The sequence below is a fragment of the Microbacterium sp. ZW T2_14 genome (genome assembly GCF_044987405.1).
In the GTDB taxonomy this organism is placed as follows: domain Bacteria; phylum Actinomycetota; class Actinomycetes; order Actinomycetales; family Microbacteriaceae; genus Microbacterium.
This window is the reverse complement of sequence record NZ_JBJDRK010000045.1, coordinates 1-25,327: the sequence shown is the minus strand read 5'-3', so window position 1 is coordinate 25,327 and position 25,327 is coordinate 1. Positions and strand designations below refer to the sequence as shown.

The 25,327-nt window shown below is 72.1% G+C and carries 27 protein-coding genes; 14 read left to right on the top strand and 13 right to left on the bottom strand.

The features are described 5' to 3' along the window. Positions 1-6 precede the first annotated feature (6 nt). Positions 7-657, bottom strand: a complete 651-nt coding sequence (locus tag ACI3KY_RS14940; protein ID WP_404930945.1) for a TetR/AcrR family transcriptional regulator — start codon at positions 655-657, stop codon at positions 7-9. Between the two features lie 114 nt (positions 658-771). On the opposite strand from ACI3KY_RS14940, the gene ACI3KY_RS14935 reads away from it, so the two are divergent. After that, positions 772-2,256, top strand: coding sequence for an MFS transporter (locus ACI3KY_RS14935; RefSeq protein ID WP_404930944.1), 1,485 nt, complete (start codon positions 772-774; stop codon positions 2,254-2,256). 362 nt (positions 2,257-2,618) lie between these two features. Here the strand turns inward: ACI3KY_RS14935 and ACI3KY_RS14930 are convergent, their stop codons facing one another. The 3 genes from ACI3KY_RS14930 to ACI3KY_RS14920 all read right to left on the bottom strand — a co-directional run bounded on the left by ACI3KY_RS14930 (position 2,619) and on the right by ACI3KY_RS14920 (position 6,898). After that, positions 2,619-3,692, bottom strand: coding sequence for a C45 family autoproteolytic acyltransferase/hydolase (locus ACI3KY_RS14930; protein ID WP_404930943.1), 1,074 nt, complete (start codon positions 3,690-3,692; stop codon positions 2,619-2,621). Positions 3,693-3,780: 88 nt separating this feature from the next. Next, the gene (locus ACI3KY_RS14925) at positions 3,781-5,508 is read right to left on the bottom strand and encodes an amidase (protein WP_404930942.1); all 1,728 of its coding nucleotides are present in this window, start codon (positions 5,506-5,508) and stop codon (positions 3,781-3,783) included. Positions 5,509-5,863: 355 nt separating this feature from the next. Continuing rightward, complete coding sequence (locus ACI3KY_RS14920) at positions 5,864-6,898, bottom strand: agmatine/peptidylarginine deiminase (protein WP_404930941.1); 1,035 nt, start codon at positions 6,896-6,898, stop codon at positions 5,864-5,866. A gap of 96 nt (positions 6,899-6,994) precedes the next feature. Between ACI3KY_RS14920 and ACI3KY_RS14915 the strand changes: the two genes are divergently transcribed. The 4 genes from ACI3KY_RS14915 (at position 6,995) to ACI3KY_RS14900 (ending at position 9,884) form a co-directional block, all read left to right on the top strand. Next, complete coding sequence (locus ACI3KY_RS14915) at positions 6,995-7,627, top strand: TetR/AcrR family transcriptional regulator (RefSeq protein ID WP_404930940.1); 633 nt, start codon at positions 6,995-6,997, stop codon at positions 7,625-7,627. A gap of 40 nt (positions 7,628-7,667) precedes the next feature. Further along, positions 7,668-8,606, top strand: a complete 939-nt coding sequence (locus tag ACI3KY_RS14910) for a phosphotransferase (protein WP_404930939.1) — start codon at positions 7,668-7,670, stop codon at positions 8,604-8,606. 176 nt (positions 8,607-8,782) lie between these two features. After that, positions 8,783-8,998, top strand: a complete 216-nt coding sequence (locus ACI3KY_RS14905) for a hypothetical protein (RefSeq protein ID WP_404930938.1) — start codon at positions 8,783-8,785, stop codon at positions 8,996-8,998. Between the two features lie 52 nt (positions 8,999-9,050). Continuing rightward, on the top strand, positions 9,051-9,884 hold the full coding sequence (locus ACI3KY_RS14900; RefSeq protein ID WP_404930937.1) for an aldo/keto reductase: 834 nt from the start codon (positions 9,051-9,053) through the stop codon (positions 9,882-9,884). A gap of 88 nt (positions 9,885-9,972) precedes the next feature. Here the strand turns inward: ACI3KY_RS14900 and ACI3KY_RS14895 are convergent, their stop codons facing one another. Next, positions 9,973-10,719 carry an SDR family oxidoreductase gene (locus tag ACI3KY_RS14895; protein WP_404930936.1) on the bottom strand — a complete coding sequence of 249 codons (747 nt, stop codon included), beginning with the start codon at positions 10,717-10,719 and terminating at the stop codon, positions 9,973-9,975. A gap of 205 nt (positions 10,720-10,924) precedes the next feature. Further along, positions 10,925-11,668: an SDR family oxidoreductase gene (locus ACI3KY_RS14890; RefSeq protein WP_404930935.1), complete on the bottom strand. Its 744-nt coding sequence runs from the start codon at positions 11,666-11,668 to the stop codon at positions 10,925-10,927. A 105-nt stretch (positions 11,669-11,773) separates the two neighbouring features. Between ACI3KY_RS14890 and ACI3KY_RS14885 the strand changes: the two genes are divergently transcribed. Next, positions 11,774-13,927, top strand: coding sequence for a S9 family peptidase (locus tag ACI3KY_RS14885; protein WP_404930934.1), 2,154 nt, complete (start codon positions 11,774-11,776; stop codon positions 13,925-13,927). Positions 13,928-13,961: 34 nt separating this feature from the next. Here ACI3KY_RS14885 and ACI3KY_RS14880 read toward each other — a convergent pair whose 3' ends face one another. Continuing rightward, positions 13,962-14,147: a DUF1918 domain-containing protein gene (locus tag ACI3KY_RS14880; protein WP_194412982.1), complete on the bottom strand. Its 186-nt coding sequence runs from the start codon at positions 14,145-14,147 to the stop codon at positions 13,962-13,964. A 174-nt stretch (positions 14,148-14,321) separates the two neighbouring features. Then, positions 14,322-14,546 carry a hypothetical protein gene (locus ACI3KY_RS14875; protein WP_194412983.1) on the bottom strand — a complete coding sequence of 75 codons (225 nt, stop codon included), beginning with the start codon at positions 14,544-14,546 and terminating at the stop codon, positions 14,322-14,324. Between the two features lie 98 nt (positions 14,547-14,644). Here ACI3KY_RS14875 and ACI3KY_RS14870 point away from each other — a divergent pair, with 98 nt between their 5' ends. Further along, on the top strand, positions 14,645-15,562 hold the full coding sequence (locus ACI3KY_RS14870; RefSeq protein WP_404930933.1) for an aldo/keto reductase: 918 nt from the start codon (positions 14,645-14,647) through the stop codon (positions 15,560-15,562). A gap of 84 nt (positions 15,563-15,646) precedes the next feature. Here ACI3KY_RS14870 and ACI3KY_RS14865 read toward each other — a convergent pair whose 3' ends face one another. The 3 genes from ACI3KY_RS14865 to ACI3KY_RS14855 all read right to left on the bottom strand — a co-directional run bounded on the left by ACI3KY_RS14865 (position 15,647) and on the right by ACI3KY_RS14855 (position 18,059). Next, positions 15,647-16,063 carry a VOC family protein gene (locus tag ACI3KY_RS14865; protein ID WP_404930932.1) on the bottom strand — a complete coding sequence of 139 codons (417 nt, stop codon included), beginning with the start codon at positions 16,061-16,063 and terminating at the stop codon, positions 15,647-15,649. Positions 16,064-16,217: 154 nt separating this feature from the next. Further along, entirely contained in the window at positions 16,218-17,228 is a 1,011-nt protein-coding gene (locus tag ACI3KY_RS14860) for a DNA-3-methyladenine glycosylase family protein (RefSeq protein ID WP_404930931.1), read from the bottom strand. Between the two features lie 51 nt (positions 17,229-17,279). Then, positions 17,280-18,059: a winged helix-turn-helix domain-containing protein gene (locus tag ACI3KY_RS14855; protein ID WP_404930930.1), complete on the bottom strand. Its 780-nt coding sequence runs from the start codon at positions 18,057-18,059 to the stop codon at positions 17,280-17,282. A gap of 473 nt (positions 18,060-18,532) precedes the next feature. On the opposite strand from ACI3KY_RS14855, the gene ACI3KY_RS14850 reads away from it, so the two are divergent. The 5 genes from ACI3KY_RS14850 (at position 18,533) to ACI3KY_RS14830 (ending at position 20,864) form a co-directional block, all read left to right on the top strand. Further along, positions 18,533-18,949 (top strand): nitroreductase family deazaflavin-dependent oxidoreductase, encoded by a 417-nt coding sequence (locus ACI3KY_RS14850; protein WP_404930929.1) that lies wholly within the window; start codon positions 18,533-18,535, stop codon positions 18,947-18,949. Between the two features lie 85 nt (positions 18,950-19,034). Continuing rightward, the gene (locus tag ACI3KY_RS14845) at positions 19,035-19,328 is read left to right on the top strand and encodes a GNAT family N-acetyltransferase (protein ID WP_404930928.1); all 294 of its coding nucleotides are present in this window, start codon (positions 19,035-19,037) and stop codon (positions 19,326-19,328) included. Between the two features lie 97 nt (positions 19,329-19,425). Continuing rightward, positions 19,426-19,665 carry a hypothetical protein gene (locus ACI3KY_RS14840; protein WP_404930927.1) on the top strand — a complete coding sequence of 80 codons (240 nt, stop codon included), beginning with the start codon at positions 19,426-19,428 and terminating at the stop codon, positions 19,663-19,665. A gap of 1 nt (position 19,666) precedes the next feature. Then, the gene (locus ACI3KY_RS14835; RefSeq protein WP_404930926.1) at positions 19,667-20,362 is read left to right on the top strand and encodes a hypothetical protein; all 696 of its coding nucleotides are present in this window, start codon (positions 19,667-19,669) and stop codon (positions 20,360-20,362) included. A 55-nt stretch (positions 20,363-20,417) separates the two neighbouring features. Next, positions 20,418-20,864, top strand: a complete 447-nt coding sequence (locus tag ACI3KY_RS14830; protein WP_404930959.1) for a DUF1622 domain-containing protein — start codon at positions 20,418-20,420, stop codon at positions 20,862-20,864. A gap of 355 nt (positions 20,865-21,219) precedes the next feature. Here ACI3KY_RS14830 and ACI3KY_RS14825 read toward each other — a convergent pair whose 3' ends face one another. Both ACI3KY_RS14825 and ACI3KY_RS14820 read right to left on the bottom strand, forming a co-directional pair. Next, positions 21,220-21,963, bottom strand: coding sequence for an alpha/beta fold hydrolase (locus tag ACI3KY_RS14825; protein WP_404930925.1), 744 nt, complete (start codon positions 21,961-21,963; stop codon positions 21,220-21,222). A 3-nt stretch (positions 21,964-21,966) separates the two neighbouring features. Next, on the bottom strand, positions 21,967-22,527 hold the full coding sequence (locus ACI3KY_RS14820) for a hypothetical protein (RefSeq protein ID WP_404930924.1): 561 nt from the start codon (positions 22,525-22,527) through the stop codon (positions 21,967-21,969). Positions 22,528-22,714: 187 nt separating this feature from the next. Between ACI3KY_RS14820 and ACI3KY_RS14815 the strand changes: the two genes are divergently transcribed. Beyond that, positions 22,715-23,944 carry an exonuclease SbcCD subunit D gene (locus ACI3KY_RS14815; protein WP_404930923.1) on the top strand — a complete coding sequence of 410 codons (1,230 nt, stop codon included), beginning with the start codon at positions 22,715-22,717 and terminating at the stop codon, positions 23,942-23,944. Continuing rightward, the coding region (locus ACI3KY_RS14810) for an AAA family ATPase (RefSeq protein ID WP_404930922.1) at positions 23,941-25,327 on the top strand (1,387 nt) is incomplete at its 3' end. The genes ACI3KY_RS14815 and ACI3KY_RS14810, both read left to right, overlap by 4 nt.

Here is a 25,327-nt window from a genome sequence, read left to right as displayed (position 1 = left end):
CGCAGTCTACGAGGGGGGCGGCACGGCCGTGCCCCGCACGCCCGTGATCGCCGCTTCCACGACGGATGCCGCGAGGGCATCGACGGCGGATGCCGGCTGCCGGCGCAGCGGGCCGTGCACGGCGATGTCGGCGAAGCCGTGGACCGCCGACCAGCACGCCCACTCGGCGTAGGGTCGCCGATCGGGCGCGAGTGCTCCGGCATCCACCATCGCGTCGAGCGTGTCCATGAGCAGGGCGAAGGGGGCCACGATCTCGTCGTCGAGCGTGACGACGGCGCCGGCGGCATCGGCGTCCTGCGCGAAGATGGCGGTCTCGAACCAGCCGGGTTCCGCGCGGGCGAAGTCGATGTAGGCCAGCCCGACGCGGCGCAGGCGCTCGATCGTGGCGGCTGCCGGGGCGAGGTGGTCGGGTGTCGCGGCGACGCGCGCGGTGATCGCACCGGCGAGGGCGAGCTGCGCTTCGCCGGCGACGGCCCGCACGAGAGCGTCCCGGTCGGCGAAGTGCCGGTAGGCCGCATTGGGGGAGACGCCGGCGGCGCGGGTCGCCTCTCGGAGTGTCACGGCGCCGGGGCCGCCGCTGCGCGCCAGCTGCAGTCCCTGCCCGATGAGGGCCTGTCGGAGGTCCCCGTGATGATAGGTGCGCACGGGTGAAGCCATTGCATCCTCCCGGCCGAGTGTGTACGGTGTGAACATTGCATGTGAACACTGTCCACATCGAGCTTAGACCCTCGCTCCTCCCTCCCCGATCGAGAACACGCCTAAGGAATCGACATGAGTCAGCCGAGCCCCGCAGGGCCCGCCGCCTCCGACGAGGATCTTCACGCCCATCCGGGTCCGCGCACGCTGCGCGCCTTCTACCAGGTGCTCGTCAACACTGCGCTGGCGAACGTGACGAGCAGCTACCTCTGGTTCGCGCTCACGTTCTGGGTGTACCTCGAGACCCAGTCGGTGCTCGCCACCGCGATCATCGGCGGCTCGTACATGCTGCTCGTCGCCGTGTTCGGCGTCGTCTTCGGGGTGATCGTCGATCGCATGAAGAAGAAGGCGGTCATGCTGCTCTCCAGCATCGTGACCGCCGCGGCCTACGTGCTGGCGGGCGCCATCTATCTGGCCGTCCCCGAGAGCGCGCTGCTCGACTGGACCGGGCCGTGGTTCTGGGCGTTCGCCGGCGTCATCCTCATCGGCGGCGTCGTGGAGAACCTGCGCAACATCGCGCTCTCGACGACCGTCACCCTGCTCGTCCCCGCCGAGCGCCGCGACCGCGCGAACGGCCTGGTGGGCGCGGTGCAGGGGATCGCCTTCATGGTGACGAGCGTCTTCTCCGGGCTGTCGATCGGCCTCCTCGGCATGGGGTGGACGGTCGCGATCGCCATCGCGGCCACCGGCGTCGCCCTGGTGCACCTGCTGTTCGTGCCCATCCCCGAGCGGGGCGTCGTCCACGTGGAGGGCGCGGCCCCTGTGGGCTTCAGCTTCCGCGGCGTGGTCCCCGCGGTCATGGCGGTGCCCGGGCTGCTCGCGCTCATCCTGTTCGCGACGTTCAACAACCTCGTCGGCGGCGTCTTCATGGCCCTCATGGACCCGTACGGGCTGACGCTGTTCTCGGTCGAGGCGTGGGGCGTCGTCCTCGGTGTGACGAGCTTCGGCTTCATCATCGGCGGCGCGCTCGTGGCCAAGTTCGGACTCGGCAAGAACCCGGTGCGCACCTTGCTGCTGGTCAACATCGGCATCGCGCTGCTCGGCATGACCTTCGCCATCCGCGAGTGGTGGTGGCTGTACGCCCTCGGCATCCTGATCTTCATGGCGCTGATGCCGATCGCCGAGGCCTCCGAGCAGACGATCGTGCAGCGCGTGGTGCCCTACGAGAAGCAGGGACGGGTCTTCGGCTTCGCGGCGAGCGTGGAGTCCGCCGCCGCGCCGGTCTCGGCGTTCCTGATCGGGCCGATCGCCCAGTTCTGGCTCATCCCGTACATGGAGTCGCCGCAGGGTCAGGACACCTTCGGCTGGCTGCTCGGCGACGGCGAGGCCCGCGGCATCGCGCTGGCGTTCGTCGGGGCGAGCCTCGTGCTGCTCCTCGTCGTGCTGCTCGCCTTCGTGTCGAAGCCGTACCGCGAGCTCTCCGGCGCGTACGCCGCGGCCGAGCCGTCGCAGCCCGAGGACGAAGAGCGAGCGGATGCCGACGCCGACGCCGGCGCCCGGCCGGACGCGGTCGCGGCGACCGGCCCCGCCCCAGACGACCTGCGCTCCGGCCTGCGCTGACGCGGGGTCGGGCCGGGGCGGTCCCGGGATGGGCAATGGCGGGGACTCCACTGCCCTCTCCGGCCCGCCCTCGCCCGTGCCGCTTCGGCGTTCGGCGTTGGGGTGGCACATGTTGCGGCGACCTGCAGGGCAGACGCCACTTCGTGACCCTCGAATCGGCGGGGGCTGTCGCGCGCGACGTTGGCGTGTCACGAGTTGTGGGTACGTGCGTCGCGAAACGACGCTTCGTGACCCACGAGCCGCGGTGCTGGGCGTTGGGGTGTCACGGGTTGTGCCTACGAGGGGCGTGAAGCAACGCTTCGCGACCCTCGAATCGGCCGCGGGGCGCCGGTGTTCGGCGTGGGTGCCACGTGAAGCGGAGGTCAGAAGCGGGTGAGGCCCGCGGCGGCCGCCTCGTCGGGGCGGCCCGGGAAGACGTCGAGCCCGAAGCCGGCCGTGTCGACGGCGATCGTGAGGAGCGTCGCCCACTGGTCCACGCGGCGCACGTCGGGGTCCGGAGTCATGCACACCGGAGCGTCGGCGCCCAGACCCCCGCAGACGGCGAGTGCCCGCGCAGCCGGATCCGGGCCCGCCAGCCGCCCGCGCACGGTATCGAGGTGCGCGTAGCGCGCCCGCGTGGTCGAGTCGTTCGGCACCGTGTCGCCGGGCGACAGACCGGAGTCAAGGAAGTGGTTGGTGTGGAGCAGCCAGCCGTCCGTCTGGGGCTCGACGACGCCCAGCCCTGCGGGGGAGAGCTCGAGCGAGGCGGCTCGTGACCCTGCCGCGTCCGTCTCGAAGACGGTCAGCACCGTCGAGGCGCTCACCCTCGCGCTCGCGGCGATGCGACGCGCGTCGTCTATCGATCGCGCTTCCTCCAGCACGCGCCGAGCGATCGCGTGGACCGGCACTCCACCGCAGTCGTAGTCGGAGGCGTGCGACAGGATGTTGAAGTGCAGGCCCAGCCCTGCGCTGTTGACGCCGATCTTCGCGGCGGTGCCGAACTCGGTGAACAGCTTCACCTCGAGTCCGGCAGCGGAGGGGAAGGTCCAGAGCAGCCCCTCGGGCACGAGGAAGTCGTGCCAGTCCCACGTCTGGATGGACTCGGCGGGCTGGCCGGGGCCGACGTGCACTGCCGTGGAGCACTCGCCCTCTGTGCGCGGGGGAGCGGCCGCCAGAACCTCCGTGCGCGCGCCCACGGCCGCGAGCCGCCACCTGTCGAGCTGCGCCGCATCGGCGATGGCGTCGGCTTCGGCCGCGAGATCGGGCGCCCACGCCGCGAGGGCGGCGCTGCTGCGCTCTGCGATGCCGCGCGCTTCACCGGCGCGGATGCCGAGCTCGGCGAAATGCGCCAGGTACAGCGCCGCCGTGCGCTGGAACTGCGGCGCGAACGCCGTTCCGAGCTCGCGGCCCCGGGCGACCGGGTCCCGCAAGCTCGACGCTGCGGTGCGGAGCTGCATGGCTGTTCCTTCGGACGGGTCGGGGCGCGGGTGCACCCTTCCTGGCGATTCTGCCCCGGAACACCGCGGTGCGCGCGGCCGCTGCGGATCAGAGCTCGGGCGTCCGCGGGGGAGCGGTCCGTCGCGCGCGGAGCGCCTCGAATGCGGCGGCCCAGGCGAGCAGCTCGGGGTCGCTGTACGCCCGCCCGGCGATCGTCAGGCCCACCGGCATCCCGATGTCCTGCATCGTGCCCATCGGCACGGTGACCGTCGGCACGCCGAGATGGCGGATGGCGAGGTTGCCGTTGGCGACCCACACGCCGTTGCGCCAGCCGAGATCGGCGGACGCCTCGTTCACGTCCATGTCGGCGGGGCCGACGTCGGCGACCGCGGGGAACACCACCGCGTCAAGGCCGAGGTCCGACATCCATTCCTCCAGATCCCGGCGGCGGGTCTCTTCGAGCCCGCGCACGCCGCCCTCGATCTCGGGGATGTCGGTGAACGACGCGTACCGGTGCTCGCGCACCTGTGCCGGGTACGTCGCGATGTCGTCGTCGAAGCCGGTGTAGCGGTCGGGGAGGGCGCCGGGCGGGTGCGGGAAGATCGCCGCGGGGTCGACGTCGTCGAGCCGGTCGAGCGCCGGGTCGCCGTTCGCCCGCAGGAAGTCGTCCCACGCCCATGCCGACAGGTCGACGATCTCACGGTGCAGGAACTCGCGAGTCACCAGCCCCCGCGTCATGATGGTGGGCGCACCGGGGCGATCCCCCTCGTAGTTCGTCACCAGGGGGAAGTCGACCTCCACGACCTCGGCGCCCGCGGACTCGAGATCGCGGCGCGCAGTCTCCCAGAGCGCGACGACCGAGGCGCGTGTCTCGATGCGCGTGCCCGTGGGCCCGCCGATGCCGCCGTCGGGGTTGGTGCCGGCCTCCGGGTCGGCGTTGACGTACATGCGTGGCACGCCGAAGCGCCGGCCGGCCAGCGTCGCGCGTGCGCCATCGGTGTCTTCCGAGCCGAGCGAGGGGTACGAGCGGGGACGCGTGGCCGCGGCATCCGGAATCGGGATCCACGGCTGTGCGCGCCAGAAGTCGCCGCGGGTCTCGGGATCGCGCGCGACGAGCACGTCCAGGATCTCGAGCATGTCGGCCATCGTGCGCGTGTGCGGCACGACGACGTCCATGGTGGGCACGAGCGGCCAGTTGCCCCGCACCGAGATCACGCCGCGCGATGGCGTGTACGCGCACAGCGCGTTGTTCGACGCCGGCGCCCGGCCGCTCGACCAGGTCTCCTCGCCGAGGCCGAAGGCGGCGAACGACGCGGCCGTGGCGGTGCCCGAGCCGTTCGACGAGCCGGATCCGAACGCCGACGTCAGGAAGTCGGCGTTGTACGGGCTCTCCGCGCGACCGTACAGCCCCCGCTGCATGCCGCCGTTGGCCATCGGGGGCATGTTGGTGAGTCCGATCAGCACGCAGCCGGCCGCGCGCAGCCGCTCGATCGAGAACGCATCGCGCTGGGCGACGAGGTCGGCCAACGCGGGAGAGCCGGCCGCCACGGTGAGTCCCTTCGCGAGGAACGAGTCCTTCGCCGTGTACGGGATGCCGTCGAGCGGCCCGCGCGTGCGGCCCTCGGCGCGGCGGACATCGGATGCCGCGGCCTCGGCCCGTGCGTCGGGATTGCGCACGACCACGGCGTTGAGTGCGGTTGCCGTGTCGGGGGTGTCGAACGCCTCGATGCGGGCCAGGTACGCGTCGAGCAGGTCGACGGCGGTCACCGCGCCGGACTCCAGTGCGGATCGCAGTTCGGCGATGGTCGCCTCGACGACGGGGAAGTGGCGGGTCATCGGTGTGCTCCGTGTTCGGCGCGCTTCGTCTCGCTCGTTCCTCGCTCGCTCAGCGACCGGGTGGTCTGGTTCGTTCCTCGCTCGCTCAGCGACCGGGTGGTCTGGTTCGTTCCTCGCTGGCTCAGCGACCGGGTGGTCTGGTTCGTTCCTCGCTGGCTCAGCGACCGGGTGGTCTGGTTCGTTCCTCGCTCGCTCAGCGACCGGGTGGTCTGGTTCGTTCCTCGCTCGCTCAGCGACCGGGTGGTCTGGTTCGTTCGTCGCTGGCTCAGCGACCGGGTGGTCTGGCTCGTTCCTCGCTCGCTCAGCGACCGGGGCCTGGGAGCGAAGCGAGACGAAACGTTGCGGACGCGGCGGGTCATCGGGTCACCGCCGGCTGCTGCTGGGTGATGCAGTGGATGCCGCCGCCGCCCGCGAAGATCTGGCGGGCATCGACCGTCACCGCGCGGCGTCCGGGGTACGCGGCCTCGAGGATCTCGCGCGCCTGCGCGTCCGCGCGCTCCTCGCCGAAGCCGCACGCGATCACGCCGCCGTTGACGACCAGGTGGTTGACGTAGCTGTAGTCGACGAAGTCCTCGTCGTCGCGCAGCGTCTCGGGTGCGGGCAGGTCGATGATCTCGAAGGCGCGGCCCGCGGCATCCGTCTGCTCCGAGAGGAAGGTGCGCAGCTCGCGCGATACGGCGAAGTCGGGATGCTGCGGATCCTGCTGCGCGTGCAGCAGCAGGCGGCCGGGAGCGGGGATCGTGGCGACGATGTCGACGTGCCCGTTCGTGCCGAACTCGTCGTAGTCGCGGGTGAGGCCGCGCGGCAGCCAGATGACTTTCGTGGCTCCGATCGTGCGATGAAGCTCCGCCTCGACGCGCGCCTTGTCGGCGAAGCGGTTGCGGCGCGGGTCGAGCTGCACGGTCTCGGTGACGAGGACGGTGCCTTCGCCGTCGACGTGGATGCCGCCGCCCTCGTTCACGAGCAGGGAGCTGACCACCTCGGCTCCCACCAGCCCGGCGGTGAAGCGGGCATGCTCGGCCGCCTTGGTCCACGACGCCCACTCGGGGGCGCCCCAGCCGTTGAACACCCAGTCGACCGCGCCGAGGACGCCGGGGCGGTCATCGTCGACGACGAACGTGGGCCCGTGGTCACGGAACCAGAACTCGTCTACGGGGATCTCGACGATCTCGATGCCCGCGTCGAGCATGCGGCGCGCGCGCTCGGCCTTCGACGGGTCGACGAGCATCGTCACGGGCTCGAACCCGACGACGGCGTTCGCGACGGTGCTCCACGCGGCGTAGAAGCGCTCCTGCTCGGCAGGATCGTCGCCGAGCGTCGGACCCTCGTTCGGGAACGCCATCCACGTGCGCTCGTGGGGATCGCCTTCGTGCGGCATCCTCCAGGCCATCGTCGCCTCATCTCTGCGCGGCCCGCAGGGGTCCGGCTTCGCACGGTCATAATTGATCTAGCGATCAATAGAGAAGATACCTATGCTGGCGAGACCATGTCAAGCACATCGCCACGACCGCGCATCCGCAAGGCTCCGGCCGAACGCGCCGCCGAGATCGTCGCGACCGCGACCGCGATCGCCCGTGAGCACGGCCTCAGCGCGCTCACGCTCCGCGCCATCGCGGAGCGGGCGGGGGTCGCCTCCGGGCTCGTCGCCCACTACCAGCCGTCGATGGACGACCTCGTGGCGCGCGTGTACGCCGACCTCGTGGAGAAGGAGGTGCGCGACGTCGAGCAGGTCGTCGGCGCGGTCGCCGATCCGGCCGAACGACTGGGCACACTCATCGACACGCTCATGGACGGCGGACGCGACGAGCTCACCGTCGTGTGGGTCGAAGGCTGGGCCATGGCCCGCCGCAACGACGCGCTCGCCGTCGCAGTCCGTGCCCAGATGCAGCGGTGGCAGACGCTCGTGGAGGCGATCGTGGCGGACGGATGCCGCACCGGCGCGTTCTCCACGGCGGAGCCCGGGGAGGTCGCATGGGAGCTCATCGGCATGATCGACGGGCTCAACGCCCAGTCGCTGGCGCGGGGCACCGACACCACCCGCTTCGCGCCGCGCACAGCCCGCGCCGCCGAGGCGCTCGTGGGCGCGCGGCCCGGATCGGTGGCGGTGAGCGCGAGATGATCGATGACGTCCGCGCCGATCGCCTCAGGAGCTGCGCACGATGAGCCGCCTCGCATGGCACGACATCCCTGCGCCGGTGCGGGCGCAGATCGAGGGCGTGCTCGGCGGCCCGGTCGTCGAGGCGGTGTCGCAGCCCGGCGGGTACTCCCCGGGATCGGCCGATCGGGTCGTGACCGCGTCGGGTCGCCGGGCGTTCGTGAAGGCCGCCAGTCCGGCGGTCAACGTCGACACTCCCGTCATCCACCGTCGAGAGGCGGCGATCACTGGCCGGCTTCCGGCCGCGGTTCCGGCGCCGCAGCTGATCGGCGCCGTCGACGACGGGGAGTGGATCGCGCTCGTCCTCGACGACGTCGAGGGGCGGCATCCGTCCACGCCGTGGCGGCCCCGCGAACTGGCTGCCGTCTTCGACGCGCTGCAGCAGGTCGCGTCCGTCGCACTCCCCGCCGACGTGCCGGTGGCGGATGCCGGCGACGAGCTCGCCGGGTACGGCGCGGCGAGGTGGCGCGTCCTCGATGCCGACGCCATTCCCGCGCTGCCGGGCGGGCTCGACGCCTGGGTGCGCGGGCATCTGGATGAGTTGACGGAGGCCGCGGCCCAGGGTGTCTCGGATGCCCGCGGCGATCGGCTCGTGCACTACGACACGCGAGCCGACAACATCCTGCTGCGTCCGGACGGCTCCGTCGTGCTGGTCGACTGGCCGTGGGCCGCGCGCGGCGCCGGATGGTTCGACGCGCTGACACTGCTGGTCAACGTGCGGTACTACGACCCGCGCGCCGACGTCGAAGCCATGATCGCGACGCATGGAGTGTTCGACGGCATGCCCGCCGAGGCGGCGACCCACGTGCTGGCCGCGTTCGCCGGGATGTTCCTCGAGGCGTCGCTGCGCCCGGATCCGCCGCGGATGCCGACGCTGCGCACGTTCCAGCGCGACCAGGCCGTCGTGACGCTGGACTGGGTGCGCGCACGCTGGGAGGGTTGAGCGCTGCGGGCGAACTCGATGATCCGGTGGTGGTGCCGTTCCCGCTCCGCGGAGACGGCTGGATGGCGGGATGCCGGCTCCGCCGCGTAGCGTTACCGCCTCCCTCGCCGCGCCGCAAGCCCCCTCCGCCGGGCGACCCCGCCGCCGTACCTTCGTGGCAGCGAAGGGAGAACACCATGACCACCCAGAACCCGTACCCCGGACCGATCGACGACGACGACGACCCGATGCTCGACGACACCGCCGACGACTCCGACGGCATCCTCGCCCCGATCCTCGGGGGCGACGACGGGCCCCTCGATCCCGACCTGGACGACGACCAGATCGAGAGCGCCGATGCCGACGAACGAGCGGCGACCGAAGGCACCCTCGACGTCGACGATCGCCCGTGAGGCCGGGCACCGGCGGGGAGTCGGCAGGCCGGAACAGGGCCAGGATGGAGTCATGAACGCGATCCCCACCGTGATCCTGAACGACGGCGCCTGGTTCCCCGAACTCGGGCTCGGCACCTACAACCTGCGCGGCGAGGAGGGCATCGAGGCGATCGTCGCCGCGATCGAGTCCGGCTATCGCCTGATCGACACCGCCGTCAACTACGAGAACGAACGCGAGGTCGGCGAGGCCGTCCGTCGCAGCGGCGTCGACCGCGACAAGCTGCTCGTCACCTCGAAGATCCCGGGGCGCCACCACGGCCGCCAGGAGGCCGTCGACAGCATCAAGGGATCGCTGGACCTGATGGGCCTCGACCGCATCGATCTGCAGCTCATCCACTGGCCCAACCCGAGTGTCGGCCGGTACCTCGACACCTGGCGCGGCATGATCGAGGCCCGCGACCAGGGCCTGGTGCGGTCGATCGGCGTCTCGAACTTCACGGAGGACCAGCTCACGGAGCTCATCGAAGAGACCGGCGTCGCCCCCGCGGTGAACCAGGTGGAGCTGCACCCGTACTTCCCGCAGGAGGCGCTGCGCGCGTTCCACCGGACGCACGGCATCCGCACCGAGAGCTGGAGCCCCCTCGCCCGCCGCAGCGAGCTGCTGACCGAGCAGATCATCCACGAGCTGGCGACCATCCACGACGCGACGCCGACGCAGGTGGTGCTGCGCTGGCACACGCAGCTCGGCAGCACGCCGATCCCGAAGTCCGCCGACGCCGACCGTCAGCGCGAGAACGCGGACGTCTTCGGCTTCACGCTCACGGACGAGCAGGTCGCCGCCATCACTGCCCTCGAGCGCGGCCGGCTGTGGGACGGCGACCCGCGCACGCACGAAGAGATGTGATCGACGGATGCCGCGGTCCGGCGCCCGCGTCCGCGGCGCGCCCGGCACGCGGCATCCGATCGCCCGACAGAATCGCGGGTGCGGCAGCTCAGGCGTCGGGGAGAGCGTCGAGCCATTCGCCGAAGGTCTGCGTGCCGCGCAGCGCATCCGGCCCGGGCAACAGCGATCCTGAGCGGAAGGCGCGGCTCAGCGTGCCCGGCGCATCGATCACCGCCAGGAGCCCGTGGTGCCCGATCGCACGGGCGTAGCGCTGCACCATATCGGCGAGGCTCTCCTCCTGCGGTCCGCCGAGGTCGACAGCGCGACCGGACGGCCCTCGCTCGGCGAGGTCCACCAGGCGTGCAGCGACCTCGTGCACGGCGACCGGCTGCACGCGACCGGTGCGCGCAACGTGGGCGCCGGCATGGGTGCGGTGGAACATCATCGCGGCGTACTCGTGGAACTGCGTGGTCCGCTGGATGGTCCACGGCACGTCGCCGGCGGCGACGAGTCGCTCCTGCGCCAGCTTTCCGGCGTAGTAGCCGTCGGGAGCCGCCTCCGCCCCGACGATCGTCAAGACGAGGTGGTGGGGTACCGCCGCCCTACGCTCCGCGGCGAGCAGGTTGGTCGTCGCCCCGGCGAAGAAGCTCACGGACTCGTCGGGTTTCGCGGTCACGATGTTCGAGACATCGATGACGGCGTCCACTCCGTCGAGGGTGCCGGCGATCCCCGCCCCGCTCTGCAGATCGACGCCGGTGCGCCGCGAGAGCACGATGACCTCGTGGCCGCGCTCGTTCGCGATCGCCGCGACGTGCTGCCCCGTCATCCCCGTACCGCCGGCGATCGCCAGTCTCACGAGTCCTCCCGCGTGTCGACATGGCCTCCCAGACGACCCGCGACCAGGGTATCGCCGCACGTCCAGCGGCTCCGTCGGTGTGACATGAGCGGCTCGTGCCCGCTCGGGGGAGAGTTCGCGCACGAGCCGCTCGTGGAGGCGGCGCGTCGAGCGCACCGTCTCCGATGGACCAGAGGATGCCGCGCGGGCCTGCGATACGTGCGCGTCAGGCGAGTTCGCGCAACCAGTCCGAGAAGGTCTGGGTGGCGAGGACGGCGCCGGCGCCCGGCAGGGCGAGGCCGGCGCGCATGGCCTTCATCTGCGCCCCCGGAAGGCTGACGGAGGGGATCCATCCCCGGTGCCCGGTGTGACGGGCGAACGCCTTCACCATCTCGTCCATGGCTTCTTCGCGCGGCCCCGCGAGATCGGGCACCCGGCCCTGCGGCGCTGCGGCGGCGAGGGCCGCCAGATGCGTGCCGACGTCGCGAGCGGCGACGGGCTGCACCCGTGCCCGGGGAGCGACGTGCAGCGGGCCGAGCTTCGCACGGTCGAACAGCTGCCCCGCGAACTCGTGGAACTGTGTGGCCCGAAGGATCGTCCACGGTACCGCTGCGGCTTCGACCACGCGCTCCTGCGCCAGCTTGCCGGCGTAGTAGTCGTGCGGCATCCGGTCGATCCCGACGATCGACAGAAGCACCACATGCCCGACTCCTGCCCGCGCCGCCGCCGCGACGAGATTGCCGGTCGCCGTCTCGAAGAATCGGATCGCGGCATCCGCTGACAGCGTCGAGACGTTGGCGGTGTCGACCACCGCATCGACCCCGTCGAGCGCGGCGTCGAGCCCCGCGCCGGTGGTGAGGTCGACGCCGGTACGGCGACTCAGCGCGACAGCGTCGTGCCCCTCTGCGCGGAGGGCCTGCACGGTTCGACTTCCGACCACACCGGTGCCTCCGGCGACAGCGATCCTCATCGTCGCGCTCCTCCCGTCGTTGCTTCCATGATGCGCGCAGCGGACCCGCTCAGCCAACGGCAGCGAGGGACGCCCCGCGGCTGAGCGGTCGGTTAGCGTGGAGCCATGGCGACGCCCTCCGACTCCACGCCCTTCGAATCGCTGACCGACTACATCGCCCTTCCCCGGGTCGAGGCCCTCGCCCTCTCGCCCGACGGGCAGACCGCCGTGCTCACGGTGGCGGCGCTCAAGAAGGACGCGACGGGCTACGAGCGAGCGCTCTGGGCCGTGCCGGCCCGTGGCGGCGGCGTGCCGCGACGGCTGACGCGTTCGGCGAAGGGCGAGGCGGGCGCCGCCTTCACCGCGAGCGGCGACATCCTGTTCGTGTCGGCGCGCCCCGATTCCGAAGGCGACGCCGATGACGAGTCCGGTCAGCTGTGGCTGCTGCCGGCGGCCGGTGGCGAAGCCCGCCCCGTGACGCGGCTCACGGGCGGCGTCGACGGCATCGCCGCGACCGCCGAGGCGGCAGACCGCCTCGTGATCTCGGCATCCCTCCTTCCCGGCGCCGACACGCTCGAGAGTGAGGCATCCCTCCGTGCGAAGCGCAAGGAGAAGAAGGTCTCGGCCATCCTGCACGACACCTATCCGGTGCGCTTCTGGGATCACGACCTCGGTCCCGCCGAGCCGCATCTGCTGGCGATCGATGTCGACGCGCTCGAGGACACGATCGCCGCCGCGGTCGCGGACGCGGCGGCCGAGAAGGAGGAGCAGCTCGCCGACGCGGTCAAGGACGCGGTCCCGGGCGCCGGCGCCTCGGCACCCGCCGCGGAGGACAAGCCGTACCCGTCCACACTGCCCCGCCCGCGCGATCTCACGCCGAAGCCCGGGCGCTCGGCCGACCACGCCGAGGCGGCCCTCACCCCGGACGGCACCACCCTGATCGCCTCGATCGAGCAGCGCGAGCAGCGCGCCGGCCGGCGCGTGATCGTCGCGATCGAGACAGCCACCGGCGAGCGACGGACGCTCTTCGACGAGGTCGACGTCGACTACGAGATGCCCGCCGTCAGCCACGACGGCACGCGCATCGCGTACCTCCGCACCGTCAAGAGCACCCCGGCCGCCCCCACCGACTACGAGGTGTGGGTGGCGGATATCGACGGCTCCGGTGCCCGGCGCATCGCTGAGGAATGGGACCACTGGGCGTCATCATTGGCGTTCGCCGCCGACGACGCCGCCCTCATCGTCACCGCGGACCACGACGGCCGGGGACCGGTGTTCCGCCTCCCACTGGACGGCGGCGCCCCCGAGCGGCTCACCGAGGATGACTTCGCGTACTCCCACGTGCTGGTCGACCGCACCACCGGCGACCTCGTCGCCCTGCGCTCCTCGTGGGTGGTGCCGCCGCATCCGGTCCGCCTCTCGGCGGGCGGCACGGTCACCCCGCTCGCGACGCCCGCGACGACTCCCCGCGCACCGGGCTCGATGACCGAGGTCGACACCACGGCAGAGGACGGCGCCCGTGTGCGGGGATGGCTGCTGCTGCCCGACGGCGCGTCGGCCGAAGCGCCGGCTCCGCTGCTGCTGTGGATCCACGGCGGACCGCTCAACAGCTGGAACGCCTGGAGCTGGCGCTGGGCGCCGCTGCTCGCGGTGGCCCGAGGGTATGCGGTGCTGCTGCCCGACCCGGCGCTGTCGACCGGCTACGGCCTGGAGTTCATCGCCCGCGGCTGGAACAGCTGGGGCCACAAGCCCTACACCGACCTGCTCGCGATCACCGACGCCGTGGAAGCGCGCGACGACATCGACCAGACGCGCACCGCGGCCATGGGCGGCTCGTTCGGCGGCTACATGGCGAACTGGGTGGCGGGGCACACCGACCGCTTCCGGGCCATCGTGACGCACGCGAGCCTCTGGGCGCTCGATCAGTTCGCCGGCACCACCGACAGCTCGGAGTACTGGCAGCGGATCTTCACGCCCGAGGCGATGGCCGAGCACTCGCCGCACCAGTTCGTGCGCGACATCCGCACGCCCCTCCTCGTCGTGCACGGAGACAAGGACTACCGCGTGCCGATCGGCGAGGGACTGCGGCTGTGGTCGGAGCTGGCCGAGCACCACGCCGACGGGGACGGCCGGATGCCGCACCGCTTCCTGTACTTCCCCGACGAGAACCACTGGGTGCTCAAACCCCAGCACGCCGTCATCTGGTACGAGACCGTGTTCGCCTTCCTCGCCGAGCACGTGCGGGGCGAGGAGTTCCAGCGGCCAGAGCTGCTCGGCTGAACCTCGCCGTCGACCGACGGGTCCGGCGCGCGGCTCAGGACGCGTGCCGGACTTCGCAGTCGCTTCCGGGCGACAGGATCGCCTCGTGGCCGTCGTCGTAGCGGACCACCAGTAGCGGATTCTCGCCGCTGCCGCGAACCTCGATCACCTCGCCTGCGCGCTCCACCGCTCCCACGATGCGGCCGTGGATGACCACGCGGTCGCCGACACTCGCCTGCATGAGGACCACCTCCTGGCGCTCACGATACGACGCCGCGGCCACGAGGGGTAGGGGCTCCGAGCGGCCGGTGTCGGGACGCAGGTCGTGCGCCGTCGAGCGTCGGCGGGGCCGGCCGGGAGCCGTCGCGTGAGAGCCCGTCGCCTCAGAGAGCCGGTCGCCTCAGAGCCCGTCGCCTCAGAGCTGTGCGCCGTCGTCGTCGCGGTTCTCGAGACCGACGCTGCGGCCGCGCCACGACTCGTAGGCCATGAGCCAGCCGATCGACACCGCGGCGGCGAGCACGATGCCCAGCAGCACGCTGCCCCAGATCAGGCCGAAGACGATCCCCAGCGTGAAGAGGAGGGCCGTGCCGAGAGCCCAGCCGGAGTGCCCGCGGGTCCAGCCCTTGCGTGTCGTGGTCATGCCGAAAGCCTAGGGGTGCGTGAGGGGTCGCGGGGCGCTTCGGAAGACGCTGCTCTCGCTAGGTTGGAGTGCACGACCTCGTACACAGAACGGAAGCCATGACACTGAACGTCAGTCCGCTCACCCTCGGCACGTCCGGCCTCGGCCGCGACACCGCGCCCGGATCCCCCGAGGAGGACGCCGCCGTCGCCTTCGCGCAGCAGCTCTTCGCGAGCACGCACGCGTTCCTCGACACCTCGAACAACTACGCGGGCGGTCGCTCCGAGGCCGTGCTCGGCCGCGCGATCGCACGCATCGGGACGGATGCCGCCACCCGCGTCATCTCGAAGGTCGACGCCGACCCCGAGACGGGGGCTTTCGACCGCGACCGCGTGCTGCGCTCGTTCGACGAGACCGTGACGCGGCTGGGCGTCGACCGGCTGCCGCTGCTGCACCTGCACGATCCCTACACGGTGACCTTCGATGAGGCGATGGGCCGCGGCGGCGCCGTCGAAGGGCTCATCGAACTGCGCGAGTCGGGCCGGGTCGATGCGATCGGCGTCGCCGCCGGACCGGTCGGGCTCATGGCGCGGTACGTCGGCACGGGCGTATTCGACGCGGTGCTCATCCACAACCGCTTCACCGTGGTCGACAGCTCCGCGGCACCGGTGTTCGCCGACGCGCACGAGCGCGGGATGACGGTGTTCAACGCGGCCCCGTTCGGCGCCGGCATCCTCTCCACGGGCGCGAAGGAGGGCGCCATGTACGGCTACCGTCCCGCGACGCCCGAGCTGCAGGAGTGGGTGGCGCGACTGGAGCGCGTGTGCGCGTCGTTCGGCGTGAGCCTGCCGGCGGTGGCACTGCATTATTCGCTGCGCTCGCCGCTCGTCGACTCGACCGTGGTCGGTCTGTCGTCCGCGCCCCGTCTCGCACAGCTCGACCAGCTCGAAGCGACGCCGGTGCCCGATGAGCTCTGGACCGAGCTGGAGTCGCTCGGCCCCGCGCCGTCGACCATCGACGACAGCGCCTACGCCTGACTCGCAGACGGGTGGATCACCGGCCGTCCGGGGCCACCCGTGTGCGGCCGGGCTCCGGCGAGGCGCCGGAGCCCGGCCACGCGCTCAGGACTGCGGTGCGTTGACCGCGATCATCCAGTCGATGCCGAACCGGTCGGTGAGCATGCCGAACCGTCCGCCCCACGGGGGCGTGTCGAACGGCATCGTGATGCTGCCGCCGTCGGCGAGCTTGTCCCAGTAGCCCTGCAGCGCGGCCTCGTCGTCGCCGCTGACCGACACCGAGATGCCGGCCGGCTTCTCGTAGGTCATGCCGGTGGGGGTGTCGGCACCCATGAGCACGAACCCCTCGGGCGTCGTCAGCTGCGCATGCATCACGAGGTCGTTCTCGGCGGGATCCTGGACCATCCCCTCGAACTGGCCGAACGTCGAGATGTCGAGGTCGCCGCCGAACACGCTCTGGTAGAAGGTCATCGCCGCACGGGCGTCGTTCCGGAAGGACAGATAGGGGTTGAGGCTGGGCATGTCGAACTCCTGAAGTGGATGATGGATGCCGCGCCCGGCCGCGTGGCGGGTCCCAGTGTGGCGGGGGCCTCCGACATCCACAAGGACCCCCCGTGCGGCCCGCGGGTGGACGGCGCCGTCGCGGTCGAGGGCAGGCCCCCGTCGGCCGCGCGGCTCAGCGCTGGCGGTGGTCCTCGGGGTGCAGGCGCGGTCCGCGACGCGGTTCGCGGACGCCGCTCGCGCCGATGAGCCGGATGACGCGCTGGCGCTGACCGGGCCAGGCGGCGAGGAGCCGCAGCATCCCGTCGTCGTCGACGCGGTGTCCAGTCAGGGCATAGCCGACCTCGTGGGCGACGTGGTAGTCGCCGACGCTCACGGCGTCGGGGTCGCCGAGCGCGCGGATGCGGGTCTCGGCCGAGGTCCAGGGGCCGATGCCGTGCTGGCTGACGAGCACGCGATCGACGGCCTCGCCGTCCTCGGCGGCCAGCACGGCCCGTGTGATCGCGTCGCCGCGGCGCGCGGCGCGCACGACGGTCTGGGACTGCGGCGGCTCGAGCCCGGCGCGATGCCAGACCCAGGACGGCACGTGCTGCCAGCCGTCGACGGTCGGAGGAGCGAACATGGGCGCCGGCGTCGGGCCGGGGGCGCGTTCGCCGCACCAGGTGACGACACGGCGCCAGGCGCCGAACGCCTGCATTCCGGTCACCTTCTGCTCGAAGATCGCGCCCACGAGTGCGTCGAACACGAGACCGGTGCGCGACAGGCGCAGGCCGGGATTGCGGCGGTGCGCGTCGGCGATGAGCGGATGCCGCGTCGCGTCGAAGTCGGCGGCGTCGTCGTCGGCGCCGCACAGGGCGGGCAGCTGCGAGAGCGCCCATTCGCGACCGGGTCCCCACGCGGCGCCCCGGATCACGCCGGGATGGGTCTCGCGGATCGCGAGGGTGGCGATGCCCGCGGGCGTGCGGCTCACGCGCCAGATGACGGCTCCCGAGACAGCCATCGTCGGGTCGCCGGCGCCGCGTCGCTGATACAGCACGGTGCGGCGGAGGTCGAGCGGATGCCGCGGCCGGTACTCCGTCTCGAGCGGCCGGCCCGGATCGGGGCGGGGGTCGCGCGCCGTGGCGGTCCGCTGACCGAAGCGCTCGGCATCCCTCGTCCGAGGAATGCGCGAGAGCGAGGTGGTCATGCGGCCCACCCTACGCCCCGGCCTCCGACATCCGTGCCGCCGAGGCGGCCCTCAGAAGCGATCGGGGGAGGGGGTGCCGTGGCCGTAGCGGATGACGACGTCGGCGTGACGGTCGAACCGGTAGCCGACGCCGCGCACGGTGCGCACGATGTCTTCGTACCGTCCGAGCTTGGCCCGCAGCCGTCGCACGTGCACGTCGATGGTGCGCTCACCGGGAGCGTCGTCGTCGGTCGTGCCCTGCCAGAGCGATGTGACGAGCTCGGTGCGCTCGATCGTGCGGCCCTCGCGCAGGACGAGGTACTGCAGCAGCTCGAACTCCTTGAACGTGAACGCCGCGGATTCGCCGTCGATGAGCACGCGCTTGCGCGAGATGTCGACGACCACGCCGCCGGCGGTCGATTCCTCGTCCTCCGGCTCCTCCTGCTTGGTGCGGGCGACGGCCGACGGCTCGTGAAGCGCCAGGCGCACCACGTCGACGTCGCGGCCGCCGGCGCCGACAGGCGCGAGCGCGACCGTGGCGTAGGTCTCGGCGGAGGGCGCGAGCTCGGCGATCGTGCGGCGCAGAGCGTCGACGAGCACACCGAGGTTCACGCCGGAGGCGGCGGCCTTGGCCTCGTCGAGCCCGACGTACAGGGCGAAGCCGCGCGGTGCGGTCCCTGCGGGAAGCGCACGGGAGGCGGGCTCCGCGGCGGCCGGCGCGGGCGCCTCGGCAGCGGCCGGGTGGTTCACGGCGCGAAGGTGGCGGACGGGCGTGCGCGCCGGCGAACCGGGGGTTTCGGGCGTAGCCCCGTGGGCGGTGGTGGGTCGGTCGAGGAGAGCGGTGGTCGACATGATGATGTTCCTTGCGGGAGGAACCCGGAGAGCGGAACCGGGTTGAGATGTGCTGCGGCCCGGATCGTCGGAGGCGATGAGGCCGTCGGCCGATGAGGGCCGGTGCCCGACGTTGGGCGATGTGCGAAGCGGATCCGGGTGCGCGTGATCGACGCACGAAACCGGTGCTTCGGGGGACTCCGTGCGATCCGTTTTCAGAAGCGGAGGAGGAGTCCGACGGGGGTCACCGTGCTAGTGGCACATTCGACAACACATGGCAACGCGACCGGCCATCATCATGCCGGCAGTCCTGTTCGCCTCCCGGGCGGACAGATACAGCGCGTTGTCAGTCATGTGGCCGATTATGACGGACTTTGTCGGAAAACGTCAAATCGCACGGATGCCGCGGCCCGATCGTTTCGGAATGTGACAGATTGCTCAGTCCGCGGCGCGGTGGGGCACCGATGCACAGATCGCACGCTTGACTGTGCCGCGTGACACCGCAGCATGGCCGTCTCCGACGCTGGTGGCTCGCTGTCATCCAGCGTCGTCTGAACCCGCTCACGCTCGATCTGGCGCGGGCCGGACGCGGGCCGTTCTCGCTGATCCGTCACGAGGGGCGCAAGAGCGGCAGGACCTTCGAGACCCCGGTGATTCTGGCCGATGCCGAGGAGGGGCTCGTCGCCGAGCTCACCTACGGACCGGGCGTGAACTGGTACCGCAACATCGTCGCGGGTGGCGGCGAGGTGCTGCATCGCCGGCGCTGGTACCGCATCGTGGGCGTCGAGCCCTACCCGGCGGATCGGGGCCGGCGGGCGTTCGGCCCCGGCCCGCGGGTCGTGCTCACCATCCTGCGGCGGCACGAATTCCGTCTGCTGCGGGTCGAGCCGGCCGACGCACCCTCCGGCTGAGGGTGGCCGGGGTGACTCCTGAACGATTGCCGCGACATCGAGTGCCGCTGACCCTGCTGGGGGAGGGCGGGCGTAGCCTGTGCGCGTGACCGAGTTGCGCTTCACCAAAGAGACTGATGCTTCGCGGTACACGCTCCATCGGGGCGACGACCTCGTGAGCGTGCTCGACTACCGTGACGACGGCCGCACCGTGGCCATGACGCGTGCGTACACGGTGCCCACCTTCCGAGGGCACGGCTACGCCGGCGAGCTCGTCGAGCGCGCGATCGAGGACCTCGAGCAGACCGGCGACCGGAAAGTCGTCCCGGTGTGCTGGTACGTCGCGGACTGGTTCGAGGAGAATCCCTCTCACCGCGGCATCCTGAACCCTCGTCCCTGACGCACGCAGGACTCTCTGCCGAAGGGTCGACCCTTGTCAACCCCATGCCGCCGGGCGCTGCGCCCGGCGATGCTGGAGAGCGACGAGAGGAGTCGCGATGGATCGCGATCGATCGAACGACCAGGAGCTTCCCGAGGGCGTGATCAATGCCGCCCCGGCGGGTGGCTGGGAGGGCGTCGGAGATCAGGAGTCCGACGAGCGCAGCGCCGCCCAGACGGACTCGGAGCTCTTGACGGATGCCGCCTTGCAGCCGGATGACCCGGTGGAGGGCGAGGCCGCCCGGCAGGGTGCCGACCCCGATCTGGTGGCCGACGGCGGACGAGGAGAGGAACCCTGAGATGAGCAAGACGGGCAACGAGTACGAGCAGCCAGGAGTGAACTACCCGGACCGCGAAGACGCCGGCGGCGCGGCGAAGACGCCGGGAGGCGACGACGCTGCGCGCGACGAGCAGACCGGTGCCGCCCCGGCCATGGGGGAGCCGAGTCCGGACGTCGCGCCCGAACAGGCGTGGACCGAGTCGTCCGGACAGGAGACCGCCGGGCAGTCGGCGACCGCAGCCGGCACGGAGCGGGCCCCCGACGAGGCGCACGCGAAGCCGGTGGCGGGGCAGGCCGGCGGAGCGGCGTCCACCGGACCTTCGGAAGGAGCACTGAGCGGCGAACCCAGTCATGAGGCCGTCGGGATCGGCGTCGTAGACGGGGCCGATCACCACGGGCACGACGAGGGTCGTGACACGCTGACCGCCAGCCAGGCGCAGCGGTCGACCGGCGGGCTGGGGAGCGAGCAGGAGCAGCGTCTTCCCGCCATGTCGCAGAACAACGCACCCGACGTCGACAAGGTGGCGGGCATCGTCGCGCAGACGCGCTCCGATGTCGGGACCGAACCGCTGGAGCGGATCGCCGAGGTCCTTCGCCAGCGTCTGAGCCAGTCGGGCGTGGAGCTTCCCGACAACGACATCGACGAGCTCGCGCGCCAGGTGTACACCGGCGACGCCGATGGTCCGGCGGAGCCGGGACGCGACACGTCGGGCTGAGACCGCGTCGACGACTCATCCTGCACGCGCCCGGCCCTAGGCTGGGCGCGTGCAGATGGAGGCGTTGTTCACCGCCGTCGCCGTCGGGTTCGAGGCGGTCGGCGCCGCCGCGATGATCGTAGGGTTCGCGGTCGCGCTGGTGCTGGGCGCCCGCTCGCTCGCGCGTCACGAGGGCGGGCAGGCCGCGTTCACGGTGCTGCGCACCACACTCGGTGCCGCCATCCTGCTGGGGCTGGAGGTGCTGGTGGCTGCGGACCTGATCCGCACCATCACCTCGAAGCCTTCGCTCGAGGATGCGGCGATCCTGGGGCTGATCGTGCTGATCCGGACGATCCTGTCGATCTCCATCCAGATCGAGATCGAAGGGACCCTTCCGTGGCGCCGCGCTCTGCTGCGCAGCGGCGGTCAGATGATCGGCGATGCGGTCGCTCGCGACCGCACGGCCGAGCAGCAGGCGTCAGCGGCACGCGGATCCGCGGCCCCGGACCCGCGCGCCGGCTGAGGGTCTAGGCGACCGCGCACACGGTCGTGCACTCTTCCGCAGCGCGCAGACCGATCGGCCGGGGCCACGCGACTCGCGCCGGGCGCACGGCGACCCTGACCTCCGGCATCGGTAGTGCGGCGGTGATCTTCCGCTCGCGGATGGCTGCGCGAAGCGCGTGCTCGCGCTCCCTTGTCCAGCTGTCGTGGCGGTACTGCTGTTCGGCGGCGTATACAGCGAACATGATTCCTCCGTTGGTTCCGACAGTGTGAACCTACGCGCGGGTTCCGACATTGCCGGGTCGCGGAGGGATGGCAGGAATCCGTCGCAGTGCGGCGGTCTGGCGCGTCGCCGCAGCCCGGCTGGGCGCCCGGGATCAGGCCTCGCCGGCGAACGTGCGGATGAGACGGGCGGCGGGCGCGGCATCCCGGATCATCGTCTCGTGACCGTGGTCGGGCACCTCGGCGAGGCGCCCATCGGGGAGCGTCTCGGCGACGCGCACGCACCAGTCCTGGGGAGCAACGAGATCGTCCTCCCCGCGCAGCACCAGTGCCGGCACGTGCGCGCGAGCGAGGACGTCCTCGGGGCGGTGGGCGAGCATGGCCCGGAACTTCGCACGGATCCGCGGGCCGGCGTGCACGTACTCGCGCGCGCCGAGGGCGATCACGCGGGGACTCTCGACGGCGATGTCGCGCAGCAGCCGCCACAGCTGCTTCGGGGCGCTGCGGGCCGAGGGATCGACGGTCGGCCCCACGAGGACGATCCGGTCGACGACATCGGGATGGCGCACCGCGACTTCGAGCGCGATCTGCGCGCCCATCGAGTGGCCGACCACGACGGCGGGAACGCCCACCCGCGCGCGGAGATACGCGGCCACGAGATCGGCCATGCGCTCGATCGTGAGCACCCGGGCCGGCTCGGGAGCGTCGCCGTAGCCGGGAAGGTCCAGCGCGATGACCTCGCCGTCGCCGGGGTGTGGTGCGAGCTGACGGGCGAGGTCGGCGAAGACGGCGCGACCCATGCCGATCCCGTGGACGAGCACGTAGACGCGGTCGCCGTGACCCCGGCGCTCGGCGATCATCGTCGCGCCGGCATGCGCGAACTCCTCGACCCTCGGCATCCGTCAGGCAGCGCCCGGCTGATCGCGCAGGCCGACTCGATCAGGGATGTCGAAGTGCACGCGAGGCAGCCACGCCGACGGCTCCGGCCACGGCCGTGACGCGGGCAGGGTGCGCAGTCGCGCCCGCAGTGCCGCTCCGGAGGCCTCGACGGGAAGCACGCGCGAGGGCGCATGATGAGCCAGCGCGCCCAGCCACCAGTGCCGCCACGTGCCCTCGATCGCCTCCGGCCCTGCCACCACGTAATAGTCCGGCATGACCGCCTCGCCGGTCTCGAACAGCGACAGCAGCGCGTCGACCTCGGTCTCGAGCGAGCCGAGGGTGCAGCGCTCCTCGTACAGCTCCACCCACGCCGCGGCGACGTGCTCCAGCGGATCGGCGTCGTGCACCACATAGGGCGTCGACACCGAGGCCACGAGGTGCGCGGCGACGGCCGGGTCGGCCTCGCGCAGCGACAGCGCGACGAGGGCGGGAACATCGGCGAGGCCGGTCAGCAGCTCGTCGCTGCCGGCCCCCACGAGCGCGACCACGGTCGAGCGCGGGGCGGTGTCTGCGTTGTGCGCCATGTTCCACGATACGTCCGTCGATGCCGCGCGAGGTCGGCGCCCCGCCGAGCGGACGTCAGGCCCGGGGTGCCGGAAGTTCCGACCGAGGCGCTGCGCCGGGAACGGGTGGCGCCCGCGTGAGGCGGCGGTTCGGCGTCGTGCGGCCTGTCTCGGCGCGGATGTCGGGAGCCGAACGTACCGTGTGAGCATGCGGATCCTGCACACCTCGGACTGGCACATCGGGCGGTCGTTCCACGGCCACGCCACGCTCGATGCGCTGCGCGGAGTGCTCGAGACGCTCGTCGATCAGGTGCGCACGCACGGAGTTGACGTGGTCATCGTCGCCGGCGACGTGTTCGACTCGGCGACTCCGGCCGCCGGGGCGTATTCGCTCCTGTCCGACACGCTCCGCGGCCTCGTCGATGCCGGGGCGACGGTGGTCGTCACCAGCGGCAACCACGACTCCGCCGCACGGCTCGGCTTCCAGTCCGCCCTCCTGCGCGACGGGGTGCACGTCATCACCGATCCCGCCACCGTCGGCACGCCGGTCACGGTCGTCGACGAGCATGGACCGGTCCACATCTACGGCATCCCGTATCTCGAGCCGGTGCTGCTGCGCAGCACCTGGCCGGGCGTGCGCAGCCAGGCCGACGTGCTCGCGCACGCGATGGATATGGTGCGCGCGGATGCCACGGCCCGCGGGGGCCGGTCGATCGCGGTGGCCCACTGCTTCGCCGCGGGCGTCGAGCCGACGCCGCACCTCGAACGCGACATCCAGCAGGGCGGGCTCGACATCGTGCCCCTGTCGACCTTCGACGGCGTCGACTACATGGCGCTCGGTCACATCCACGGCCGCCAGCAGCTGTCGCCGCGGGTCCGGTACGCCGGCGCACCGCTGCACTACAGCTTCGACGAGGGGCACAAGCCGCGAGGGTCCTGGCTCATCGAGCTCGGCGCCGACGGGCTCGTGACGGCGGGAGACGCGGCAGGCGTGAACGAGGGGGCGGTGGCCGGCGGCGAGCAGAGCACCGTGGGGATCACCGGTGAGACGACGGCGCAGTGGCTGCCGCTGCCCGTGCCGCGGCGCCTCGTGACGCTCACGGCGACCCTCGACGAACTGCTGGCCGACGAGCGCTTCGCCGACCACACGGGCGACTGGGTGCGCGCCGAGTACACCGACCCGCTGCCGCAGCGCGATCCGATGCGCCGGCTGCTGGCGCGGTTTCCGCACTGCGCCGAGGTGCGCCACGCACCGGCCGCAGCGCGCGTCGACGACGCTCGCACGTACGCGCAGCGCGTGCGGACCGCCCGCAATGAGGCAGAGCTCGTCGATGCGTTCCTGACGCACGTCCGCGACGGCGAGGGCGCATCGGCGCGCGAGGCCGAACTGGTCGGCGAGCTGCTGGAAGAGCGCACGCGCGTGGAGGCGACGGCGTGAGGCTGCACCAGCTGGAGCTCACCGGCTTCGGACCCTTTCGCGAGCGTCAGCGCGTCGACTTCGAGGCGTTCGAGCGCGACGGCATCTTCCTCATCTCCGGACGCACGGGCGCGGGCAAGTCGAGCATCCTCGACGGCGTCTGCTTCGCCCTCTACGGCACCGCCCCTCGCTACGAGTCGGGGGACAAGCGGCTCCGCAGCGATCATTGCGAGCCCGAGGATCCGACCGAGGTGCGCCTCGAGTTCACGGTCGGCGACCGTCGCTGGCGCGTCACCCGTGCCCCGGAGTACCTGCGTCCCTCACTGCGCGGCGGCGGGCTGACCACCGAGCCGACGCGGGCCGAGCTCGAGGAGCTCGTCGACGGCGCGTGGATCGGCCGGGCCGCCAAGCCCCGCGACGTCGGGCTGCTGCTGGACGAGGTGCTCGGCCTCAACGCGCAGCAGTTCCAGCAGGTCATCCTGCTCGCGCAGAACCGGTTCTCGCGCTTCCTGCTCGCCTCCGGCACCGAGCGCCAGTCGCTGCTGCGGGCGCTGTTCGGCACCCGGCGCTATGAGGAGTACGCCCGCGAGCTGGGGGAGCGCAGCAAGGCCGCGCAGCACGAGCTCGAAGCGCTCGGCGAGCGTGCGCGCACCCTTCTCGACCAGGCGGAGCGCCTCATCGCCGCTCAGGAACGCGACGCCGGCGGCGCGGATGCCGTGGCCCTGGACCTCGCCGCTCGTCGCGCGGCGGTCGAGCTCGGCCAGCAGCGAGCGGCGTACCGCCTGGAGACGCTCGCACGTGAGCGCGCGGCCGCCGATGCCGCGCGCGCGACGGCCGAATCCGCCCACGCCGACCGCGTCGCGCTGGCGAAGGCTCAGACCGAGCTCGGCAGGGCCCGTGAGCGCCTCGCGACACTGGACGAGGCCCGAGAGCAGGTCGTCGCCGACCGTGGAATGCTGCAGCGTGCGCGGGCGGCCGAGCTGCTGCGCGCGCCGCTCGACGGCGCGCAGAGCGCCCAGCAGGCGGCCGTGACGGCCGCCGCAGCGGCGGCGGAAGCGGATGCCGCATGGCAGCGCCTCGCGGCCGGCACGCCCGACGAGTCGGCCGGCGACCTGTCGGAGGTGATCGAGCGCCTGACGGGTGAGCTCGCGGTCTGGACCGCCGCACTCACGCACGAGGCCGCGCTCGCCGACGGCGAGAGCCGACTGCAGGATGCCTCGGCCGAGGTCACGCGGCTCGAGACCGACATCGTCGCGCTCGACGCGCAGCGGGCCCAGGTCCCCGTCGAGCTCGCGCGCCTCGCCGATCAGCTCGAGGCGGAGCGCGAGGCCGCCGCGCGTCGTGATCCGGCGCGCCGGCGTCACGAAGAGCCCTCGAGCCGGCTGGCCGCCGCGGTCGAGGCGG